Consider the following 22,562-nt stretch of genomic DNA (forward strand, 5'->3'; position numbering starts at 1 on the left):
TTAGATATACTAAAAAGAGGTCTTCGGACCTCTTTTTGATACTTCAAATTTAGTACACCACATTACGAATAAATTTCACTGTTTGATCACTTAGGTTCTGATAACAGTATTTTACTGCGCTGGAATACACCAGTGAATCTCCTGCTTGCAAAACTCTTGACGTACCCGCCACATCCAGTGTGAGCTGTCCTTCAATGACATACAGCATTTCATGCCAGCCTTGTGGATCAGGTTCTGCTTGATACTGCTCTTTGGGTTCCAGCGACCACACCCAAAGCTCAACGACTTGTTTTGCTGGTATAGATGTCATCAGCTTAGCAAAACTTTCTTTGCTTTTGCCTTGCCATGCCAATTCATTAATCACAGCTTGATCCTGCTGACTCAAAGGGCTGACTAATTTGCCAAAATCAACCCCTAGCCCACTCGCAATTAAACTCAGTTTGGCGAGACTAATATTATCTTGACCCGATTCAATGCCAGCAATCATACGTCGACTCACCCCAGCTAAATCAGCCAACTGTTGCTGACTTAACAGCTTCAAATCTCGAAAATAGCGCACATTATGACTGACATGTTGTAAGACTTGGCTGGGTTGACTCATATTTTTTTACTCAAAATCAATGCGCACTATATTGCACAAAAGATAAAAATGAAGCAAGATACGTGCAATATATTGCACAAACATTCAAATGAACACTGCACTCGCCCAACATAACAAAGCACCTCAAGTGGCTTTAATCCTGATCACCCTCATTTGGGGAGGAACATTTTTAGCCGTACAATATGCACTCAATTATAGTTCTCCAATGTTTTTTGTCGGCTGTCGTTTTTTAGCAGCAACGATTATGATCGGATTACTGTCCCGATCTCATTTAAAAAGCTTCAGCAAACAAGACCTGTATGCAGGCAGCTTAATTGGGTTCACCATTATGCTGGGTTACGGCAGCCAAACCATTGGCTTACAAAGTATCAGTAGCAGTGAATCGGCTTTTTTAACTGCACTGTATGTGCCCTTAGTCCCCATTTTACTGTGGTTGATTTTCCGTAAACGTCCTCATGTGATGACATGGATGGGGGTATCGTTTGCCTTTATCGGTTTAGTCTTTCTCACCGGTAATGGTCTACAGCAAATTTCACTTAATTTTGGGCAAATTTTGACGCTGTTAGGTTCAATTGCCATTGCACTGGAAATTATCCTGATCAGTTATTTTGCTGGAAAGGTGAATATTCAACGTGTTACGGTCATTCAACTGGCCATAGCATCCTTACTGGCTTTTGCATCCATGCCTTTAGTGGGTGAACAGCATTTACCTTCATTTTCTTGGACTTTGGTTGCAGTCACAGTTGGATTAGGCTTAGCCAGCGCACTAATTCAATTGACCATGAACTGGGCTCAGCGTTCTGTTGCGCCCTCTCAAGCCGCAATTATTTATGCAGGGGAACCCGTTTGGGCAGCACTCTTTGGACGAATTGCAGGAGAACGTTTGCCTGCCATGGCTTTATTGGGTGGATTGTTGGTGGTGATCGGAGTGATTTTAAGTGAATGGAAGCCTAAATTTTTAAATAAAATACGGAATAAAAAAGAGTTCCAATAGAACTCTTTTTTGTTTAAACATTCAAATCAAACTACTGATACATCGCTTGATTATCATTTAATCGAATCATACCGCGAATGGCACGATAGACAATCCAAATCCAAGAAATCCCAACCACTAGAATACAGAAGGTGGTTGCAATAAGGGCAACACCTGCGAAAAGATCGGCATTTTCACCAGTAAAAAACAAGAAGAAGAAGGGAATAAAAGCAATAATATTCCAAAACAAATACCACCAAAAGGTGCGAATTTGCCAAGTAAAGTGACTTGCAAAAATAGAACCACGGACATCATTGCGTTTGACATAATTAATAATCAATGCCACTACAGCCAATAATCCGCCAGAAAAAATAGCAATAATATAAAGGATATAGAGCACTAAAGTCAGCGTACGATTAGCATCTTTATCAATAGAATAATTCATTGTTATACCTTTTAAAGTCGTCATTCTCTTTTAAAACTTTAGGACATTTAAAGGAGAAATGAGCCATAGAATCAAAAGAATGTTTAAAGCTATGGTACAAAAATAAATCTTTCTAAACGGTTGTTTTTCTGTTTTATGTCGCAATTTCTCTTGTGCCAACCACGCTGTAGGCCAGCCGCCAAGAAAAGATAAAATATGTAAAGTCTGTTCAGGTACACGGCGATTGCCCTGTAGAGCTGCTTCTTTATCTTGTGCATACATCCAATAAGTCATGGCGTTGATAATACTAATAAACAACAACACCATTCCATTAAGTAATCCAGCGATGCTAAAAACGGCCAGTGCCAAGATATAAGCAATACACGCGATTTGCATCGCTTTTAATTTTTGTTGTTGCTGTCCATTTGCTTTTTTCAGTTTAGTGACTTTTTCCTGCATTTGTGAGGCTTTAAGGTAAGTTACTTGTTGCGCACGGAAACGTCCCTGTCCATCCAATAAGACTTTGTATTCCAGTGCACAACCCACGATAGGTCGTGGCCCTTGACGCGCAAAATCTTTAATATGTAAAAATACGCGATCTTTCGTCGCCTCATTCGGTTGAATAAAGCCATAGCCTTTTTCATCAAACCATTCGACTAAGCGACCCTGATCACGCATGTTCACTTCCCTATTTAAGCCGTAACAAACTTTAGTCGTTCTATAAGCATATTACGCATCTCTTGTGGGTTTTTCTGCAAAATATCACCCCCAGTTCGTCCCTGTTGTGTATTTTTTTGTGCGACTTGTAAACGCATAAGCCAGAAACGTGCAGCAGCGATTGCCAAATAAATTTCCAAGCATGCTTTTTCATCATCAGTTAATGGACGCACCGTTTCATAAGCTGCTAAAAAAGCCTGCGCTTTGACTTCATTTAAATGAACTTCAGGATATTCGGTACAGAAGTCATTTAAAGTAATGGCAATATCAAACAGAAACTCATCTTTATTCAGTTCGTAGAAATCTAGAATGCCGTTGAGTTGATTGCCATTAAATAAAGTATTATCCCGAAATAAGTCGGAATGAATAAAACCTGTCGGACGATTTGGATAGACCGCAGTCAGCGCATCATACAAACCAAGGACTTCACTCAATAAAATAGCATCCGCAGGATTTAAAGTCGGTTTTAATTCTTTAGCGACTTGTAACCAATAATCATGGTTGCGATATTCTGCCCGTTCAAGTGGAAAGTCTTGTAAAGCCACATGTATTTTTGCCTGTGCAATGGCAATGGCTTCAGCCTGTTCTAAAGTTGACGGCATCGGGTGTTCACCCATCATGCGTGGCGCAATTTGCGCAGGCTTGTCTTTCAGGCTATGAATCGCTTTACCCGCATAATTTAAAGGTACGGGTACGGCCAAACCATGTTGAGCTAAATGCTCAAGTACAGGAACCAACTCTGCTGCACCTTGCTCATCCATTTCTTCAAATACAGTCAGTACATACTGCATGGCATTTTTAGCAACCAAAAAATAGTTTGTATTTTGAATACCGCCTTGAATGGGAATCAGATCAATGACCTCTAATCCATAAGGTGCTGCAAAAGTCTGAACTTCCTGTAAAGTCAAAGTGGTATAAACCGACATAGAAAACCTGCAAAAAAACTTACATAATTTTGCTAGAATACCCGCTCCCACTACCAAGGTGTAGCACCTTCGTGGCGAAGTTTCATAATCGACTGTTATTTTTGGAAAAAATTATGCTTGCTAAACGTATTATTCCTTGCCTTGACGTAGATAATGGTCGAGTAGTGAAAGGCGTTCAATTCCTTGATATTCGTGATGCAGGTGACCCAGTTGAAGTTGCGCGCCGTTATAATGAACAAGGTGCAGATGAAATTACCTTCTTAGACATTACCGCAACATCGGGTGGTCGTGACACCACTTACCGTACTGTTGAACGTATGGCTGAAAGCGTATTCGTGCCGTTAACCGTGGGTGGTGGTGTTCGTAAAGTCGAAGATATTCGCTTATTGTTAAATGCTGGCGCAGATAAAGTCAGCATTAATTCCGCTGCTGTGTTTAACCCAGAGTTTGTTCAAGAAGCATCTCAACGCTTTGGCGCACAATGTATTGTAGTGGCCATTGATGCGAAAAAAACGGGCGAGAATAAATGGGAAATTTTCACCCATGGCGGTCGTAAAGCAACGGGAATTGATGCCATTGAATGGGCTGTAAAAATGGCTGACTTTGGTGCAGGCGAACTGCTGATTACCTCGATGGATGCTGATGGCACCAAAGCGGGTTATGATCTTAAATTAATGCGTCAAATCAATAATCGTGTCACCATTCCAACTATTGCATCAGGTGGTGTCGGATGTTTACAGCATTTGGCTGATGGTATTTTACAAGGTGGTGCAGATGCCGTTTTAGCTGCCTCTATTTTCCACTTTGGTCAACACACCATTCCTGAAGCGAAACAATATCTTGCAGCTCAAGGAATTGAAATGCGTCTTTAAGCTTTTGCTGTTTTACTGATCTAAAAGGAGTGTTTTAACAACACTCCTTTTTATTTTAATCATGATCAAAATTTTAAGATAAAAAAAAGGAGCCTTTAAGACTCCCTATAAACTCAAAAAACGACAGCGCGTGGTTTCTTGCAATCTCTAAACCATACCATAAAGCATATATACCCTAACCAACTCAAGGACATTACAACTTTGCAGTGCTGCAAATATAGATTAAAAAATCAACATAATATTGACCATTCATGCCAAAAATATTGACAAATCGCGACAACAACACCCAAATAGACTGAAGGATTCACTAAATATCAATGGATAGAATCAACACCATTAAACGCAAAATTTAAGAAAACTTATTTTTATACCTCTACCTTAAGCTCCAATTTAGACACTTTTTCTACCCATTTAGCTGGGAAATAACGTTCTGCTACAAAATTGAGTCCTTTTGTAATCGGTTGCGGAAGTGCAATACCCAACGGATTTTGTTCTTGTAAATTTTCTGAAGAAATGACCCGTGTACCCAAAATATAATCAAACCACGGTTTGGTCACACACCAATTGGCATCCTGATTCGAATTCATATGATGGTCATAGTGCCACGGGATTTTTTTCATTGCCCAATCTGGCTCTAAATGGGCACGACGATGAATATAATAATAATTACATGCACTATAGACCGCAGCCGCAGCCATCCCCTTCGATACTGGATAAAACAATACACTGCTCACACCAGCCACCACGGCTAAAGAAACAATTTCATTTTTAGTTCGCCAATTTGAAATACCTTGCACATAACCATCATCATGAAAGTCTTGTTTACGCACTTCACGATGGTGTTCCCAATGTGACTTCATACTGTCTGGTACTGGGCTATAACGTGGTTTTCCACTACGATGCGTACCATGCAAAATATACTTATGCGCAACCCATTCAAAGCCATTGGCCACCACGAGCCCAACCAAGAAACCTTTCCACATTTTATTTTCTCCTCTTTCTTATTGAATATACTCAAGGAAATGTGCTAAATATTGACTGTGAAATAAAACTTCATTGACAAATTACGACAACAAAAAGATTAAAATGCAGCAATTTAAGGATTACACAGGCTCGGTCTACGGTGGACTTGGACATTTACTTTATGCTTATAGCCAAGCTCAGGGCTTAGCTATTTCTGAAAAACTGCAACAAGTTCAAAACTTAGAACGCTTTGACTATAGTCTTTGGCGCGCCTTACTGACAGACATAGAACAGCATGTTCAAGTCCCTGCACTGGGTTTAAGTATTGCTGAATATGTACAACCGAAACATCTGGGGATCATTGCTTATATTGCACTGTCTTGTAATACCTTAGGTGAGGCTTTGTATCGTTATCATGACTTTCATCGTCTGCTTTACGATGGTAGTCCTTTGCAGGTTAATATACAGGGGAACTATTTAGCCATTAATTGGGGGGAAATTCCCTTCAACCTTACCACTCAAGTGACCAATGAAATTGCGATTGCATTAATGCTGCAATTTCTTCGCCTTTTTATGGAATTTGAAACGGTTCATATCCATGAAGTTCATTTCACCCATCCAGCTCCGAAGAATGTTGCTTTATATGAGCAATATTTTGGTTGCAAAGTCCGCTTCTCCCAAGCCCTCGCTCAAATTATTTTACCCATTCAAGAGCTGGCAAAACCTTTTCGTCAAGGAGATCAAACCTTACAGCAGTTGCTGATGCAGCAAGCACAAGCCTTATTAGAAAAACTGCCGCATTGCACACAGCTCGATCAGCGTATTCAGCAGGCCATTTTAATGGGCTTACAAAAAAACCTGTATCAGATTCAACCTATCGCCAATCAGTTAAATATGTCGGTACGACAACTCCAGCGCCATTTACAACAACAAGGCACAACCTATCAACAACGTATGCAAGAAGTTCGGCATCTATTGGCAGAACAATATTTAAAAGATCCACATTTAGGTCTACAAGAAATCGCGTTATTGCTCAGTTACTCGGAACAAAGTGCTTTTCAACGTGCTTTTAAACAGTGGACGGGTTCGACCCCTCAACAATGGCGCAAACAACAAGATTAAAAATATCGCATGATGGTCATGCTCGTGTCATGTTTATTCATCATGTTGTGATGAATAAAGACTCAATTTTTCGATAAATATAAAATATTGCATCGAATTATTCAAAAATATATAACAAAATCTGGAGCATAAAATGCATAAATATCTTGCTGAATTAATTGGAACATTTTGGTTAGTCTTTGGTGGATGTGGCAGTGCCATCCTTGCAGCAGCATTCCCCGAACTCGGTATTGGCTTTACAGGTGTGGCACTTGCCTTTGGTTTAACCGTCCTTACAGGTGCTTACGCTTTAGGTCATATTTCAGGTGGGCACTTCAATCCTGCTGTTAGTGTTGGCTTATGGTTCGGAGGGCGTTTCGATGCCAAAGACCTCATTCCCTATATTATTTCTCAGTTGATTGGCGCAACTTTAGCAGCACTGGTTTTATATCTTATTGTACAAGGTCAAGCTGGATTTACTGGTACAGGTGGTTTTGCCAGCAATGGATTTGGTGACTTATCGCCAGGAAAATATTCAATGACTTCAGCTTTAATTATTGAAGTGGTCTTAACTGCTTTTTTCCTGATTATTATTTTAGGTTCAACAGATAAACGTGCACCAGCAGGGTTTGCACCTATTGCGATTGGTCTGGCTTTAACGCTGATTCACTTAATCAGTATTCCTGTCACCAATACCTCTGTTAATCCAGCACGAAGTACTGGTGTAGCATTCTTTGCAGACACAGCGGCTTTAAGTCAACTTTGGTTATTCTGGGTGGCCCCTATTTTTGGTGCGATGATTGGTGCACTCATTTATCGTATGCTGGCACCTCAACCAGACTAATCATATCCTGCATAAAAAAGCTCATTAGATATGAGCTTTTTTATGTTCCACATGAAACATCATGCTGTTTAGCATTTTATAAAAATGGATTTTCAATTTCCTGTTCATCTTGACGATCAATTTTTTCAGGCAAATTTTGTTCATTTTCTAAAGCACTGACCACATCATTTAGAAAAGCTTGTAAAACTTTAGCGGCCTGTAAACCAGCCTGATCTTTGGTGAGCTGCAAATTACCATAAATATTGATGCAATCTTCTTGGTTTTCCAGCGTTAAGTCATAAATCGCATGTGACGCTGTCGCATTTTCAAAAGGTTTAAACATGGTCTGCTCACTGATCTTTATTGTTTTAAAAAGTAGGATGACCCACATCATCCTACCGAACAATAGCTTACTTCAACAACTGTAAAATGTATTGTAATAATGCTTCAATCAGCTGTTTCACAATAGCATCTTGGGTATTTGGATCGATTGTCTCTGTCCCATTTTTGCTTGCATTGGTTTGGCTCGTATTCGAGGTAGAACCCGCAGATGAAGATTTAAACTCTTTTTGTAGCGCGGTCAATTGATCGGAACTGACATCTTCCGCACATTGGCTTTCCGCATCCCAATGTGAATAGCTAATTTCTTTGCTGGCTTTCACCGCAGTCGCAGTGAGCGGCAAATGATAGGTATTACGTTTTTGTTCTTCGGTGAGTTGTGGGAATAAATTCATGTCCAATTGTTCTTCTAAATAACAAATACTGACGATTTTAACCTGTAGTGAATTATCGTTAGGGGCATAGTAGGCACCAATCGCACCCGTTTTAGGAATATAAACCGCTTTAAAAACTGCGGTTGGAACAATAACGCCCTTGCCTATGGTTTTTAATTTTTTTGCTGTAAAAACAGGCCCCGTAACCACATAAACATCATATTTATGTTTGGTGACCATCGCACGGGTGGCTTCTTCTAATTCACGCCAAATTTGTTGATTATTTTTCGGTGCTTGCGGCACCATATTGGCTAAGGAAAAACTGTCTGACTGTGCAGCCTTGGTGGGCATATCGGCATTTGGTGCCATATGCCCACGGTCATAACCTGAGGCTTTATAGTCCGACAAGGTGGCACGGTGCTCTGCTTTGACTTTGGTTTCTTCGTGAAAACTATCTTCACGCGGAATTTTTTGACTTAAGCGCTGTGGCGTTAATGCTTCAGCAACCCATAACGGTGTTTTAGAAACACCCGAATACATCACATTGAAACCGTTAAAACACAAGGGATAGGTATTTTTACTGAGGCTTTCTTTGGCTAAATAAGGCGGAATATCACGATAAAACTGATCTAAACAGGCCGAATTTGAGGATGATGGCAGCGAAACAAACTGTTGGATTTTTTCTTGTCCAAAAGCAATTGCAAAACTACTGGTTGCAACTAAACCTAAAATAATTTTTAAACTATTCTGATTTAAAAGCTGAACCCAAGATTTACTCGTTTTACGTTTCTTAATTGCCATTTCTAGATAAACACTCATTTTTCACGAGCTTAACAAGCAAGCAAATTGAAGTATATGTAGCCGAAGTTATTTGTTTAACAATTAAACAATATCTGACCAACAAAAGCACAGTTGTTGTAACAATATGTCTAATTTTCTACAGCTTTTATAAAGACTCTTAATGGCTTTCGGTATGTTTGATTGAAAAACCGATCAAGATTATGACAAGGTAAAACAGGCAAGATTTCAAAATGATTATATCTAGGGAGTATTTTATGCACGCTAAGCTTTTAGGTTTAAGTCTGATTACAGGATTGATGAGTGCAACAGCATTTGCAGAACCTGCCATTCAACCGGGTGATTCTTTAGAAAGTTTATCTAAAGTAAAAGTGAGCACTACGGTGAATGGTCAAGCAGGTTCAATTCAAGATTTAGTCGCCAGTGGTCAAATCCGTCTTGTTGATGCAAGCCAAGCCACTCAAGTCGGCACTGAAGCAGAAATACACAACCCATCAACTATAAATGCAACCACAGCACAAACTGCGGACATAAATACCCCAGCACAAATAGGTTCATCTGCTGCTGTCGAACAAGCCAATGCTCCTGCGATTGAGCAAACGGCTCAAGTTGCAGCTGACAAGGTCGAAGCAATGCAACCCCATGCTGAATTAGCTGCACAACAAACAGAACCAGCCTTAAATCAAAAAGCTGTAGCACCGATGATTTCATCTTCTGCCGACACGCCAGTCAATGCGGCAGATCGCCCGCAAGTTGATGTCACCCAAGAAGCTGTTGCTGCTGCCCCTGTAAATGCTGCTGAAACAATGATGACTCATGAAGCCATCGCCGCTGCTGCACCTGAAGTCGCACAACCCAATGATGCCGTACAAGCTGCACCAGAAGCAGATCTTAGCAATGCACCAGTCAATGCATCTCCAGAAGCACCGATTGCAGAAACAACAGAGAACTGATCACCCTGTGTTGAGCTTTATCCTCCAATAAAAAAACCAAGGATTGACCTTGGTTTTTTTATGCACTATTCAGTTCATGACTAAATTTCGATTTGACTGCCCAGCTCGACCACGCGATTCGGTGGAATTTGATAAAAATCACTGACTGGACTGGTATTTCGTTGCATCGAAATAAACAGTTTTTCCCGCCATGGAGACATTCCATCTCCAACCGTGTGAATCAATCGATCACGAGAAATAAAGAAACTGATTTGCATCATGTCAAACTCAAGCCCTAATTGTTCATAAGCTTGCTGAAGCGCTTGTGGAATATTGGGTTGATCTTTAAAACCATAATACATCGAGACCCGGTAGAAATGCTCATCCAATTTTTCAACTTGAATGCGCTCCTCTGCGGCAACATAAGGAATATCGCGAGTAACCACAGTCACCATCATATTCAGTTCATGCAGCACTTTATTGTGCTTAATATTATGCAACATGGCATGCGGCACAATATTGGGTGTCCCCGTCAGAAATACTGCTACACCGGGAACAAATTGTGTTTCAGCACTCATACCAATACTTTTGATAAACAGATCAATCGGTAAAGCATCTTTTTCTAGACGTGCAAAGACAATTTCTCGTCCCATTTTCCATGTCATTAGAATGGTATAGACTGCTGCACCAATTAAAATAGGCACCCATCCACCCGCAATAATTTTTAACGATGTGGAGGCAACAAAGATCAAATCAATGAACAAGAATGGGATCGTAAAGAGCAGAACTTTCCACACTGGCCAACGCCAAAAACCATAGGCGAGGAACGAAATTAAAATCGTCCCGCACAGCATGGTCATGGTCACGGCAACCCCATAAGCACTGGCTAAATTGGCACTATTTTCAAACAATAAAATCAGGATCACCACGGAAATAAACAGCACCCAATTGATGAACGGCAAATAAATTTGACCTTGTTCAATATCCGAGGTGTGATGCACGGTTAAACGGGGTAAATAGCGTAGTTGAATGGCCTGATTGGTCATTGAAAACACACCCGTAATCACTGCTTGGGAGGCAATGACTGCGGCAGCTGTCGCCAAACCAATCATTGGATATAAACCCCAGTCAGGAACCAGCATATAAAATGGATTCGAAATCGCCTCTGGGTTACGTAGTAATAATGCCCCCTGTCCTGCATAGTTAAACAGTAGACACGGTAAAACAATAATGAACCAAGCAAGGCGAATAGGTAAACGACCAAAATGCCCCATATCGGCATACAAAGCTTCACCACCCGTCATGGTTAAAATGACAGCACCCATCGTCAGAAAAGCAACGTAGGGTTGATGAACAATAAAATTAAAGGCCCAATGAGGACTAACCATCGTCAATACAAATGGCGTTTGAATAATACTCCACACGCCCACTGCGCCAATGGAAAGAAACCAAGTCATGGTTAATGGGCCAAAAAATTTGCCCATGGTGGCTGTACCATGCCGCTGTACTAAAAATAATCCTGCCAAAATACCAATTGCCAAAGGCATGAGCCATTGGTTAAACATCGGTGTGGCAATACTTAAGCCTTCAATTGCAGAGAGAATAGAAATTGCTGGCGTGATAATGCCATCACCAAAGAATAGCGATGCACCAATAAAGCCTAAAGCAATCAGATAAATCTTCCTGTTCTCGGCGATCCGAGTGGTTCGCAAATTCAATGCAAGCAAAGACATAATCCCGCCTTCACCATTATTGTCTGCACGCATGATGATGGTGACGTATTTAAAACTGATCGTCAGCATCATGCACCAAAAAATCAGCGACAGAATTCCAAGAACTGTCGCTTCAGTAATAGCCAGATGTGCGGTGAGGAAGCATTGCCTAAGGGCATACAGTGGACTGGTTCCAATGTCTCCAAATACAACACCTAATGCAGCTAAGGTAATTGCAGGCAATGCCGCTTTTTTTGCGGTACTTTGCATATATGCGTCTTCTAATGTAGACATAATTTTTCCGAATAATATCACCGAGAAAATTTTTTTGCTCTAAATCAATTGTTTCAACTTGGCAGATTCCATTTTTTTGGTTATTATCGCGGCCGAATGGTGAGGTGTCCGAGTGGCTTAAGGAGCACGCCTGGAAAGTGTGTATACGTTTGCGCGTATCGAGGGTTCGAATCCCTCTCTCACCGCCATTTTCTATTCTTATAACATCTAGTGTCATCTTAAAAGGCTTAAATCTAAAGGGTTTAGGCCTTTTTTACGTCTCATACAATCGACTTCATCTATTGCAAGCTTGATGTAGTTGGGGGTATAACTGGGGGTATAATATTTTACCCCTAAAATTATACCCCCAAATTTCTACGGGAACCGCTACGATGCTTACAGATGCTTTTATCAGAAGAATCAAACCTTCAGAAAAGAAAACCAAATATCCTGATGAAAAAAGCATGTATTTAGAAGTTACACCTTCAGGTGGTATGCATTGGCGGATGAAATTCCGGATCAATAGTAAAGAAAATATTTTTAGTATTGGTACATATCCAGAAACTACACTCGCTCAAGCGAGAAGAATTCGAGATGAAGCTCGATTAAAATTAAAAGATGGGATTAACCCCAATGAAGTGAAGAAACAAAAGAAACTGCAAGTAGATGAAAATACAATTTTTAAAGCTCTGGCTTTGGAATGGATGGAAGATCGCAAAGCAGTCATTAAAGAAAATACTTATTTACGAGATTTATCGGTATTCGAAAAAGACTTATTCCCTGCTCTAGGTCATATGCCTATAGATCAAATCAAAGGTAAAGATATACTTGCCTGCGCAAAAAAAATTGAAGAGCGAGGTGCACAGGAAATGGCTAAGCGTTCTATTCCTTTAGCTGGACGTATTTTTCGTTTCGCAATTCACAAAGGGCTGATTGAGAATGATCCCACACCTCACTTACAAGAGGCTTTAAAACCTCGTAAAGTGAAGCATATGGCTCGTCTAGACATTTCTGAGTTTCCTCCCTTCCTTGAACGTATGGATCGTTATCACGGCAATCCAATGATCAAGACAGCAATTCAACTAATGACTTTAACTTTTGTACGTACCGCCGAACTTAGAATGATGCAGTGGAATGAGATTGATTTTGATAATCATTTATGGCGTATTCCTGCTGAGAAGATGAAAATGGCTCAACCTCACATCGTTCCATTGTCCAAACAGGCAATTGAACTCATTGAAGGATTAAAACCCCTAACAGGAAATAAGCAATACGTTTTCTATAATCACAGTACAGCAAAACCTATGAGTAGCAATGCTTTACTCTGTGTAATACGCACGATGGGTTATAGCGGCAAGATGACTGGACATGGCTTTCGTGGACTGGCATCAACAACACTACATGAGCAAAGCTATATGCATGATGCAATTGAAATTCAGTTAGCACATAGAGTCGGTAATGCTGTATCACAAGCTTATAACCATGCTCAGCATTTAGAGTATCGAGTCAAAATGATGCAGGATTGGTCTGATTTTATTGATGGTTTGAGGAATAAGATTATACCTTCTTCAAAACATAAAATTATTTAAACAGAATGCAGAACATAACTAAAATTATTTGTATTCCAATTCAATTTCAGGCAAAAGACCGTTTAATGATAAGTTTCCAATAGACAAAGATCGAGTCACATACCCTATATATGACTCTTCTTAACCAATCTAATTGTAGAGTTTTAATAGTACTCAAATTTAGAGATACAGTAGACCTTGTCTATTTGCATGACGAGCAAATTTAGATTGAATATCTGCAAGCAAAGCAGATCTTAAACGAAATATTGCTTTATCTTCATCTAAAATTTCTCCTACAGCTTCCATAGATTGGATTTGTTCATTAACTGTACCACCTGTTAGTTTAGTAGACTCTTTTACAACAACCTTGGTTTGAAAAGTTCTAAAATCAACTACTAATGCAACATTATTTTCTTGATATTCAAAAATAGGAGAAATGTAAATGGCTTCAGATCGCTTATCAATTAAATTATAAGCAATTTCTGGAATAAGTATTCCATCTACACACTTAGAATGTTGAATTTTCTGTTGTACATAATCACAAAGTGGATCAATTCGGAGTTGAACCTTTTGCAAATAACCAGTAATTTCGTCCTTTTTATAGGCACTACACTTTTTCGATTGCTGAGAAGGACTCAGCTCATTAAATCTGTCATCCCCTTCTTTTAGTGAAAAATTATAATTTTTACATACAGCATTTTTCAATTGATCTTGATCAATTATGCTAGAAAAAAAGGCAGAGGCATCATTGTTATCTAAGCTAATTAAACTACCAGGATAATCATTACTTAAGTGATCATGATTTTGAATCAATAATTTAGTATTGATTTTAAAGTTTGGAGCTGTTGTCTGATCTAAATTTTCTAATTCAAGTTTTTTTTCTGCTTTATAGAATTGTGTTTCTAATTCATCCATAAATACTTGGTGAATAACTTCAAATGCACTATTTATGCGTGTAGATGCGTCTGCATCAGAAAAATACTTACCTAAACTAGCCTTCGAAAATTGGGTAAACATTTTTTTTGTTTCTTCAGACCAAGTTTCATATTCACCGAATTTAGGGAAGAATATCGATGCAATTTCATTGGTAACTTTATGTACCATTGACTCCCAATGTAAGATACATTGGAGCTCTGGATAGTTATCGAGTTTACTACAGAGTTCTTGTTCTAAGTCATTAATATCGCCATCTAAAACTTCTCCTGAATAACTAAAAAACTTACTTTTTTCTAGAGTAAGTATATCTATGGGAGACTTTTCTTTCAGAGGTGAATTCTGAAAAAACTCCATTTTAAAGTTATTAAACACATCAGGATCACGTGTCCATAAGACCAATAAATATGGATGCGATACCCTACTTATTAATTTATCAACTACAGGCTGTAGAGCTCTAAAATCTTGGTGACTAGGAACAGTATCATCAAATAAATTAATATCTAAAAATAATATTCGAATATCATCAAACCCTTCTTCTGGAAAATTTTCAAATTTCCCATCAAAGTATGTAAAAGGAATTTTGTTTTTAGAGAAATAATTCATTAGTGGTTGAACTTGATCAATTTTATCATCCACTAAAATGATACGACCATTTATCGGTAACTTATTCATGAATTATCTCACTTCTTTATTAAAGCTAAGTGCAACTAATGCACCTTTTGAAAATTCTTCGGGGATATCAAAATCATAAAATGATGGGAATGTTAACTGACCATTATTTGAGAGCATAGCTTGTTGTGTAATATGCAATCCCAACCCCATCCCCTTGTGATCCGGTTTATATGAGACGAATGGTTCCATTAATATATTTGGATCCCAATCTTTCAACCCACTCCCATTATCTGCAATAATAATGTGGTACTGATGATTTGTTTCTTGAATATCTATAAATATTTTTTTTTCAAAATCTATACCTTCAATTTCACTTTTATAATCCAACCAATAAATCGAATTATCTAATAGGTTTTGAATAGAAGTTACAATTAATGGGCGAGAATATTTTAATCTCACATCACTCTTTGATTTGTATTCATCAATTGTAGTCACTCCATGAGCACGTTTGCGAAACTCGATATTGAATAATGCTTGATCCAAAGCTGATTTTATATTTTGTTCCTGTTGTTTTGGCCGCTTTACTATTTCTGAATATCCATCTAACATTTTCGACAAATGCATAACTAAAGTTGATATTCTTTCTTTTTCATCAGGCTCTTTTATTAAGATTCGTTGCACTTCATAGACAATTTTTTCAACTTCATGCATAACAACTGACAGGCTAAGCCCACTACCAGCCGCAAGTAAAAGCGTATCTTTAACTTTTTCAAAATCCTCTTCAAATTTTCTAAAATAACTAATAATATTATTTTTTGTTTTTTCTTCTTTCACATGACTTTCAACATATTCACATGCCTCAAGCACTAGACCATTAATTGTTTTCTGTTCTGTATCCTCAGCTAATGCTTTTCTTAAAGCAATCTTATCCTCATGTCGAAGATTTGTTACAAGGCTTAAAGCATGTAAAATTGCTTTTTTCATTGCAATATATGCATCATTCTCTACAAAACCTTCCCTATTTGTTTTTTCTTGTAGATCATGACTTTTATTGCGATCTAGATGAACTGCTGCAACAATCAAATTATTACTAATTGCTTTACTAGGATCTTGAAAACGACTTTTATCTAAACCTAACCAGTCATTTTCTTGTTCTCCATAGTCATAAACGCGTAAATCATCTCTAAATACTTTTACGCCAGTATGATTTTTTAAATATTCTCTAAAGTTCTTTCTATCTAAAACTCCGGATAATTTCATTACGATTGAGTCTAAATCGAAAATATACCCTTGGAATAAAACATCCCCTATTTTGAAATCAGCTAAATTTAATACTTTTTGTTTATTAACTTGATCATCAAAAAGATTTCTATGCTTATTAATATATTCACTATTATCTAAAGTAATCTTTCTTGGTTCAACTTTACCTAACATGCTTGGAAATGGCATAAACTCATATAAAAAACTTACTATTTCACTGCCACGAATATGAACTTTAAATTTAAATAAAGCTCTTTCTTTAATAGATTCCCAACTTTCAATACCTTCTAACCAACTTTTGTTTTGATTTAATACTAAATCAACTTTAAAGTTCTGATTACTTTTTTTAAAAGGAGATTGTAGTGAGCTAACTGTGCGTGCTAACTCCCTAATCATCAAGCGATCCCAACGAGTTTTTAAAGTTTTTATAAAAATAAACGTACCATGTAATTGAATTTCATTACTGGGAAATTCTTCATCTAAATTTAGAACTTTTCTTAAGTTTTCTTTTGTGAAGAATAAAGGTTCTTCTTTTTCTTCTACTTTTATTGGAAAATCTTTTAAATATTTAACATCTTCAATATCACTCCAATCTATCTCAACGTGGACTTCTTTAGCCCCTTCTTTTTTAGTAATTAAAGTAATTTTATCACCTAATTTATGAACACCAAATCGCCCTATCCCTTTCTCACCTATAGGAAGACGTTGATAAATAGGAGAAATTTTTGGTTTTTTATCCTCATCTAACTTAGAGTCACTTCCTGGTTCAAGCCAAGCATTTTTGACCACACTAATATCCATTCCGTTACCATTATCTAGAATAGTAATGCTTCCCTTTTCCTTATCCATAAAATCATCTAATTCAATTCTACAAAAAGTCGCATCTGCGTCATAAGAATTTTTAACTAATTCTACAACCGCGATATGCTCATTCTTAATTAGCTGATCACCTAACTGGGCTAGCAATCTAGCTCGTGGCTTAAATTCAAATTTTTCTTCTTGCTTATCTGAAGCTTTGTTTGTCATTTAAAATTTCTCTTCAATTGTTTCGCTATCTGATATGCTAAAAAAACCGGTACTGCATTACCTATCTGTTTATATGCACTCGTACGACTAGGCTTTCCAGATTGACTTTCAAAAAAATAATCATCAGGAAATGTTTGTAACCTAGCAGCTTCTCTAGGTGTCAAAGATCGATTTTGATTTATATCAGGATGAATATAATGATGTCCATCTTTCGCCATATGCGCAACAACAGTGTGCGCTGAAGTTAAATCACCTGATACAACTTTAAACCGATCAGTAAATGATTTACTAACTTTATGACTTTTCAACCTATCTGGCAAGTCATTATAATTTAAACGCTTTTTATTATTATTCCATACATCTACTACTATACGATAAATTTCTAAATCTTGTTGTGTATTTGGCCTTGCCTGATGCCAAGTCACAGGTAAATCCGTTTTAATATTTGCTTTCTCTAACCAAGGGTGAACTTCATTTGCAACAGAACATGGCAAAGAAGTTCCTTCCCCAGCTTTAATTTTTGGGAGGCCAGAAAGTAAATCCCAGACTGTGGCATCTGCATTCCACAATGGTAAATTTGGATAGAAGTCCTTATTTCTAATTCCTTTTTTACCTATTAAAATAATTCGCTTTCTATTTTGAAGTATTCCATGATCTTTTGCAGTTAAAACCTTATACTCAACGGCATAACCTATCGAGTTAAAGAGAGCTTTAACTTTGTCAAAATATAAATCACCATTTGGATCTTTAGCTGAAAATAAACCAAGGACATTTTCAAAAACAAAATATTTTGGCTTATACCTTTCTAAGAATTTTGCGTAGTAAACATATAAGTGATTGCGTGGATCATTTTTCATATTACCACGAGCTCGACCAATAATTGAGTATGCTTGGCATGGTGGCCCACCAACTACAAGATCTAACTTATTACCATTGAGATATTGATCGACTTTATCAAAAATCAAATCTAACCGTTCATGACCAATGTATTCGTTAATTACGCTATCTAACACATTCTTAGGTACAGATCTCCAAAACTCTTCTCGATTAATTTTTCCTTGTAAATATTCAACGTAAGTTTGAAGCTGATTGTTTTTCTTTAACCAATGAAAAGCTTGGCGTGTTTTTAAAGTAGCACATGCAGCAGCATCAGCCTCCACATGAGCAATTGGATCAAAACCTGCCTGTATAAACCCCTCAGAAAGCCCACCTGCCCCTGCAAACAAATCTAAGAATTTATAATTGGCCATACCACAAAACCACTAATTTCAACAGATCGTAGAGAGTGCCAGGATAATTTTTAATTATCAAGCAAATTCAATATGATTAAATGCTAGAATTGAAAAAACATCAAAGCTTTAACCCTAAACCATCTACATTTTATTAAACCAATTCCTAAAAAAATTGACCTTAATAATTCTTAAGTAGCTAAAAAAATATATAAATTGTCTTGAATTTGATTTATGAAAACTTATATTCCATTCGATGCTGTATCTTTACCTTTTTCACAACTCTCAAGTGAACAATTTGAGCAATATTGCGAATGGTTACTCTACAAAGATAAAGAGTTGACAAATGTTCATCGAATAAAAGGCAATGGGCACTACCAAGGTGGACTTGATATATGCGCAAATATTGCTAAATCCTTTCACAAACTTGCTGCATATGAATGCAAATGCTGGAAAAAATTATCCATTCAAGAATTAGATAACACTATAAAAAAGTTCAAGCAAAACGACTTAATTCCAAACATAAAAAAATATGTCATTATTCTTGCACAAGAAGATGTGCCAAGAAATATTAGAAAAAAATGGGATCAAATACATTATGAACTACATGGCTTAGGAATTGAGGCTGAATTATGGACTGGTGTCACGTTAACTATAAAATCACAACCTTATCCAGATATTGTCAGCAAGTTCTTTCCAATGGCCCCAGAAAGCCAGTTTTATAATGAATGGATGCTTAGAACACACTTTATCTCAACATTACATAAAGCATTAATTGATCCAGTCAAAAATAATAGAGATGCAGCCAATGAATTTCTACATTTTTCTTCATTAAATTATTCTGACTTTGACGAAATATATTCTGAAGATGGTAATTGGCAAATTAAAAAGAAATGGATAGAAATTTCGGCTCTATTACCGACTCAGAGCCATGTCGGCTCAGCAAATATCACAATTAAAACTCATGATTCTCATGGGGTAAATGTTATTTTAGAAAATAAATGGATGTTAGAAAATTTTTTAGGTAACTCAGGAGAACCTATCAGCTCTCGCTATAGACCATTTTATATTGGGAATGATCTAGCCCATTCTGAGATTATAGATTTACAAAATTGTCGCTTTAATCTACCTAGAGAAACTATACAGCAACTTACTGAAGTTGCAGACAATCTTACTAAAGCATATCTAGCAGCAATACAAAAAGTTGAAAACGAATGGTCTTCTCATAACTTTCCCTTTATTTCATGGCATGGTCAAACATATATCGCCTTATTTACTTTGCCCAAGGAAATTTGGGACTTAATGATTAAATTTACTAATATTCATGATGTAGATAAGGGAAATACTGAATGGCATATATTTTCAGCATCTAGAAATTTCATACAGCTTTACACTGGAGAAAGAGGTAAACCTATAGAAGATGTTTATCATGGTATGTTTTGGGCAGAAAATATTGAAGACATCAATGATGAAGATGAACTTACTTTCTTGTGGCAGCCTCCTCTTAGCAAAATCCCTGTATCTGAAGAAAAATGGTGGCCATGTCAACTATCATTTGAATGGTTAATAAACGAGTTTATTCCTAAGGTAATCGCATGGAATAGAAAGAAAAGTTTGTTTTCTTACTTTAGCCCCACAAAAAAAATTCAAAATATTCAAGATTTAGAAAGCTATGGTTATATTAGAGATATTCGTAATTTTTCATTATTAAAGGATCACCATTATCGGACTTTAGGCATCCTAAAGACTATAAATGTTCTACAAGACTTTTATATTTCCCAAAAGAGTAATCGTGCCTATTTTACCGTCAATGAAGTAGAACAATTGTACCTCTGCCTAATCCATTTGGTCGAAAATGCAAAGGGATATTTTTCATATATTTCATCCAAACTTGATTTTTATAATGAACAATTTTCAAATTCCAAAGAACTTATAATCGCACTTCATAAGAGAGTAAAAAATGAAAATTTTTTAATGAGCAACCATGAAATTGAACATATCTTCAGAGCAATGTGCGAATGTATTTATTTGGATGAATCATGGATAGATATTAAGTTGAAAGAAGACATTTTTTTAGCTCTTAAACCTTTCCTAAAATTTTATGATCATCAGCTGCTTATAGATCGATACTCTACGTATATGTAAATGCTTACAGCTTATTTGACCATAACAGATACCCATTCTCTTTTGCCTGAGAATACGCCCAATCAGCCACCTTATGAGACCGTTCTTTATCTGTCAGAAAACCCAGTACAGATATCCGATCCACAATGATCAAATCCTGAGTTTCATTACGCTCCTCCCACTTATGCAAAAACTCATCTGATGCAAGTAAATTACTTTTCTTAGAATTACAGCTTGAATCTGCTAATACAAAATTATGCCCTGTATCCGATGGATACATTGACCATGGTATAAAATGGTCAACAGCATAATTGCCTTTTTTCATTGGCCTATTGCAATAAAAGCATTTGCATTCCTGCAGCTCTACCAAAACATGCGCTACTGCATTGAGCTGGTTCCGGTTGGGCTCAAACATAAATTGTTCAAGGTTTGGCAATTTATTCAGAATCGGCACATTGCTGCTATTCTTACGGATGTAGTCTATCCAACGCTTCTGACATAGCTCCTCAATAATTTCACTGAACTGTCTTAAACAATACATAACCTGCGGCAAAAGGATCAACTGCTTGCTACACTTCTCAAGCTGATATAAGAATTCAAAGTTTTGACTACTGATATTTTGCAGATAGCGCACTGGCATTTCTTTTACTGTTCTTGCTACATCCTTCAGCAAACTGAACCATACCAAGGAATCACGGCGCAGCAAACCGAGTGATGCATAAGTCTGTCTAAGCAAAGTGATTCTATTCACAATTGCCGCTTGTTTGCCATTATTCTGATTAAGTATCAGCTTACTTTCCTCCTGAAACGTATAAGGCACCGCTTGCTTCCAATACAGCTCAATAAATTTCTCAGCAATATCCTTATATTCTAGGGCTAGGCCATCACCTGAATCTTGTCCTTTTTCAATGGCTAATCTGCTTAGGCTAATGAGTAAAGCAAACTTATAGGTACTACTAAAACTGCCTGATTGCAAAATCAGCTGAATATTTTTCAAAAATTTCAATTGCTCTTGAGCGGTTGGAACTAAATTAAGCATGTTTTTTCCAAAGTAGATTTAACCACTCTTCTTCTCGATCTGGCCTTTGATCTACCGTGATCCATTGTTTTAATGGTTGAAAGCCCTCCAGCTGATTCAGCAAATCCTGCGCTTGCTGTTCATTTAAGTCAGTAAATGCACGACCATCTTTTTCTCGATCACTTTCACCGTACTTAAATGACATATACAAGATGCCATTTACTTTAAGTGCATTTAATATTCTCAGCATCACATCTGCTAAATTTTCACGGTCACAATGCAGCAATGAAGCACACGCCCAAATACCGTGGTATTTATCCTGCTCATCCAACTCGTAGAAGCTTTGCTGCCTTACATTAATTCCTGTGAGACCTTTTGCTTTTGCAACGAGCTCCTCTGAAAAGTCAATCGCTTCGACTTGATAGCCTAATTTTTTAAAAGCCAGACTGTCACGGCCTGTGCCACACCCTAAATCCAAGATAATGGCGCAGTCAGACAAATGATTGATAAACGGCTGATACAACTCCCCCATCGCAACATGAAAAGTTGACGCCACAAATTGATCCGCATTCTGATTGTAATAATCTATTGTTTTCATGAATACTTTATAAACGGATGATGTATGCAGTCTACTAAAAAACAATAAAATAAGGGAGCTTACGCTCCCAACTTATGTTCGACTTTGTATCTTACTTTCAATCCATTGATGAACTTCCAAAGCCACCCATCCAATACGTGATTCACTCAGTCGTACTGGTTTTGGAAAAGTTGGATCATAGTACCTTGAGTTCACATTTATCATTTCATAGATCTTTGCCCGACTAATGCTCGTAAATTGAATGACATCTTTAATATTAATAATTTGATTCATCTGAAAAGTTTGACCTGTGAACGCATTCATGATGTTTACTCCTAATCATTGATGCGAGCGGCAATTCGCTCAAATAATAGAGCTCTCCGT

Annotated in this window: 21 protein-coding genes and 1 tRNA gene; 8 read left to right on the forward strand and 14 right to left on the reverse strand. The window is 37.4% G+C overall.

Annotated features, from left to right (window positions below; genetic code table 11):
- Positions 1-49: 49 nt before the first annotated feature.
- Positions 50-601: a helix-turn-helix domain-containing protein gene (locus BLV99_RS08905; protein WP_092689774.1), complete on the reverse strand. Its 552-nt coding sequence runs from the start codon at positions 599-601 to the stop codon at positions 50-52.
- Between the two features lie 88 nt (positions 602-689).
- On the opposite strand from BLV99_RS08905, the gene BLV99_RS08910 reads away from it, so the two are divergent.
- Positions 690-1,595, forward strand: coding sequence for a DMT family transporter (locus BLV99_RS08910; protein WP_092689777.1), 906 nt, complete (start codon positions 690-692; stop codon positions 1,593-1,595).
- Positions 1,596-1,626: 31 nt separating this feature from the next.
- On the opposite strand, the gene BLV99_RS08915 is transcribed toward BLV99_RS08910, so the two are convergent.
- The 3 genes from BLV99_RS08915 to BLV99_RS08925 are packed head-to-tail and all read right to left on the reverse strand — an operon-like array spanning position 1,627 to position 3,641.
- On the reverse strand, positions 1,627-2,019 hold the full coding sequence (locus tag BLV99_RS08915; RefSeq protein WP_086184404.1) for a DUF4870 family protein: 393 nt from the start codon (positions 2,017-2,019) through the stop codon (positions 1,627-1,629).
- Positions 2,020-2,049: 30 nt separating this feature from the next.
- On the reverse strand, positions 2,050-2,676 hold the full coding sequence (locus BLV99_RS08920; RefSeq protein WP_086184382.1) for a DUF1294 domain-containing protein: 627 nt from the start codon (positions 2,674-2,676) through the stop codon (positions 2,050-2,052).
- Positions 2,677-2,690: 14 nt separating this feature from the next.
- Positions 2,691-3,641, reverse strand: coding sequence for a homoserine kinase (locus tag BLV99_RS08925; RefSeq protein ID WP_092689779.1), 951 nt, complete (start codon positions 3,639-3,641; stop codon positions 2,691-2,693).
- 113 nt (positions 3,642-3,754) lie between these two features.
- Here BLV99_RS08925 and hisF point away from each other — a divergent pair, with 113 nt between their 5' ends.
- Positions 3,755-4,513 carry an imidazole glycerol phosphate synthase subunit HisF gene (gene hisF, locus BLV99_RS08930; RefSeq protein ID WP_092689782.1) on the forward strand — a complete coding sequence of 253 codons (759 nt, stop codon included), beginning with the start codon at positions 3,755-3,757 and terminating at the stop codon, positions 4,511-4,513.
- Positions 4,514-4,878: 365 nt separating this feature from the next.
- Here hisF and BLV99_RS08935 read toward each other — a convergent pair whose 3' ends face one another.
- The gene (locus BLV99_RS08935; RefSeq protein ID WP_092689784.1) at positions 4,879-5,496 is read right to left on the reverse strand and encodes a sterol desaturase family protein; all 618 of its coding nucleotides are present in this window, start codon (positions 5,494-5,496) and stop codon (positions 4,879-4,881) included.
- A 103-nt stretch (positions 5,497-5,599) separates the two neighbouring features.
- Here BLV99_RS08935 and BLV99_RS08940 point away from each other — a divergent pair, with 103 nt between their 5' ends.
- Both BLV99_RS08940 and aqpZ read left to right on the forward strand, forming a co-directional pair.
- The gene (locus BLV99_RS08940; RefSeq protein ID WP_092689787.1) at positions 5,600-6,598 is read left to right on the forward strand and encodes an AraC family transcriptional regulator; all 999 of its coding nucleotides are present in this window, start codon (positions 5,600-5,602) and stop codon (positions 6,596-6,598) included.
- A gap of 133 nt (positions 6,599-6,731) precedes the next feature.
- Complete coding sequence (gene aqpZ / locus BLV99_RS08945; protein ID WP_086184386.1) at positions 6,732-7,421, forward strand: aquaporin Z; 690 nt, start codon at positions 6,732-6,734, stop codon at positions 7,419-7,421.
- Between the two features lie 76 nt (positions 7,422-7,497).
- Here the strand turns inward: aqpZ and BLV99_RS08950 are convergent, their stop codons facing one another.
- Complete coding sequence (locus BLV99_RS08950; RefSeq protein WP_086184006.1) at positions 7,498-7,743, reverse strand: hypothetical protein; 246 nt, start codon at positions 7,741-7,743, stop codon at positions 7,498-7,500.
- 67 nt (positions 7,744-7,810) lie between these two features.
- Complete coding sequence (locus BLV99_RS08955) at positions 7,811-8,914, reverse strand: DNA/RNA non-specific endonuclease (RefSeq protein WP_092689789.1); 1,104 nt, start codon at positions 8,912-8,914, stop codon at positions 7,811-7,813.
- A 254-nt stretch (positions 8,915-9,168) separates the two neighbouring features.
- Here BLV99_RS08955 and BLV99_RS08960 point away from each other — a divergent pair, with 254 nt between their 5' ends.
- A complete protein-coding gene (locus tag BLV99_RS08960; RefSeq protein ID WP_092689792.1) occupies positions 9,169-9,864 on the forward strand; it encodes a hypothetical protein in 696 nt (231 codons plus the stop codon).
- Between the two features lie 80 nt (positions 9,865-9,944).
- On the opposite strand, the gene BLV99_RS08965 is transcribed toward BLV99_RS08960, so the two are convergent.
- Positions 9,945-11,825, reverse strand: coding sequence for a potassium transporter Kup (locus tag BLV99_RS08965; RefSeq protein ID WP_086184182.1), 1,881 nt, complete (start codon positions 11,823-11,825; stop codon positions 9,945-9,947).
- Between the two features lie 122 nt (positions 11,826-11,947).
- On the opposite strand from BLV99_RS08965, the gene BLV99_RS08970 reads away from it, so the two are divergent.
- Both BLV99_RS08970 and BLV99_RS08975 read left to right on the forward strand, forming a co-directional pair.
- Positions 11,948-12,037 (forward strand) — tRNA-Ser (locus tag BLV99_RS08970).
- A gap of 183 nt (positions 12,038-12,220) precedes the next feature.
- A complete protein-coding gene (locus BLV99_RS08975; RefSeq protein WP_092689988.1) occupies positions 12,221-13,417 on the forward strand; it encodes a tyrosine-type recombinase/integrase in 1,197 nt (398 codons plus the stop codon).
- Between the two features lie 159 nt (positions 13,418-13,576).
- Here the strand turns inward: BLV99_RS08975 and BLV99_RS08980 are convergent, their stop codons facing one another.
- The 3 genes from BLV99_RS08980 to BLV99_RS08990 are packed head-to-tail and all read right to left on the reverse strand — an operon-like array spanning position 13,577 to position 18,480.
- Positions 13,577-15,004, reverse strand: coding sequence for a hypothetical protein (locus BLV99_RS08980; RefSeq protein ID WP_092689794.1), 1,428 nt, complete (start codon positions 15,002-15,004; stop codon positions 13,577-13,579).
- Positions 15,005-15,007: 3 nt separating this feature from the next.
- Positions 15,008-17,230: an ATP-binding protein gene (locus BLV99_RS08985; RefSeq protein ID WP_092689796.1), complete on the reverse strand. Its 2,223-nt coding sequence runs from the start codon at positions 17,228-17,230 to the stop codon at positions 15,008-15,010.
- Positions 17,227-18,480 (reverse strand): DNA cytosine methyltransferase, encoded by a 1,254-nt coding sequence (locus BLV99_RS08990; protein WP_092689799.1) that lies wholly within the window; start codon positions 18,478-18,480, stop codon positions 17,227-17,229. The genes BLV99_RS08985 and BLV99_RS08990 overlap by 4 nt, the downstream gene beginning before the upstream one ends.
- Positions 18,481-18,693: 213 nt before the next feature.
- Between BLV99_RS08990 and BLV99_RS08995 the strand changes: the two genes are divergently transcribed.
- Positions 18,694-20,604 (forward strand): hypothetical protein, encoded by a 1,911-nt coding sequence (locus tag BLV99_RS08995; protein ID WP_092689801.1) that lies wholly within the window; start codon positions 18,694-18,696, stop codon positions 20,602-20,604.
- Between the two features lie 4 nt (positions 20,605-20,608).
- Here the strand turns inward: BLV99_RS08995 and BLV99_RS09000 are convergent, their stop codons facing one another.
- The 3 genes from BLV99_RS09000 to BLV99_RS09010 form a co-directional block, all read right to left on the reverse strand.
- Positions 20,609-21,622, reverse strand: coding sequence for an HNH endonuclease (locus BLV99_RS09000; RefSeq protein ID WP_092689803.1), 1,014 nt, complete (start codon positions 21,620-21,622; stop codon positions 20,609-20,611).
- Positions 21,615-22,199, reverse strand: coding sequence for a class I SAM-dependent methyltransferase (locus tag BLV99_RS09005; RefSeq protein ID WP_092689806.1), 585 nt, complete (start codon positions 22,197-22,199; stop codon positions 21,615-21,617). The genes BLV99_RS09000 and BLV99_RS09005 overlap by 8 nt, the downstream gene beginning before the upstream one ends.
- A 72-nt stretch (positions 22,200-22,271) precedes the next feature.
- Positions 22,272-22,502 carry a helix-turn-helix transcriptional regulator gene (locus BLV99_RS09010; protein ID WP_092689808.1) on the reverse strand — a complete coding sequence of 77 codons (231 nt, stop codon included), beginning with the start codon at positions 22,500-22,502 and terminating at the stop codon, positions 22,272-22,274.
- Between the last annotated feature and the right edge of the window lie 60 nt (positions 22,503-22,562).

The sequence above is a fragment of the Acinetobacter kyonggiensis genome (assembly GCF_900107285.1).
GTDB lineage: Bacteria > Pseudomonadota > Gammaproteobacteria > Pseudomonadales > Moraxellaceae > Acinetobacter > Acinetobacter kyonggiensis.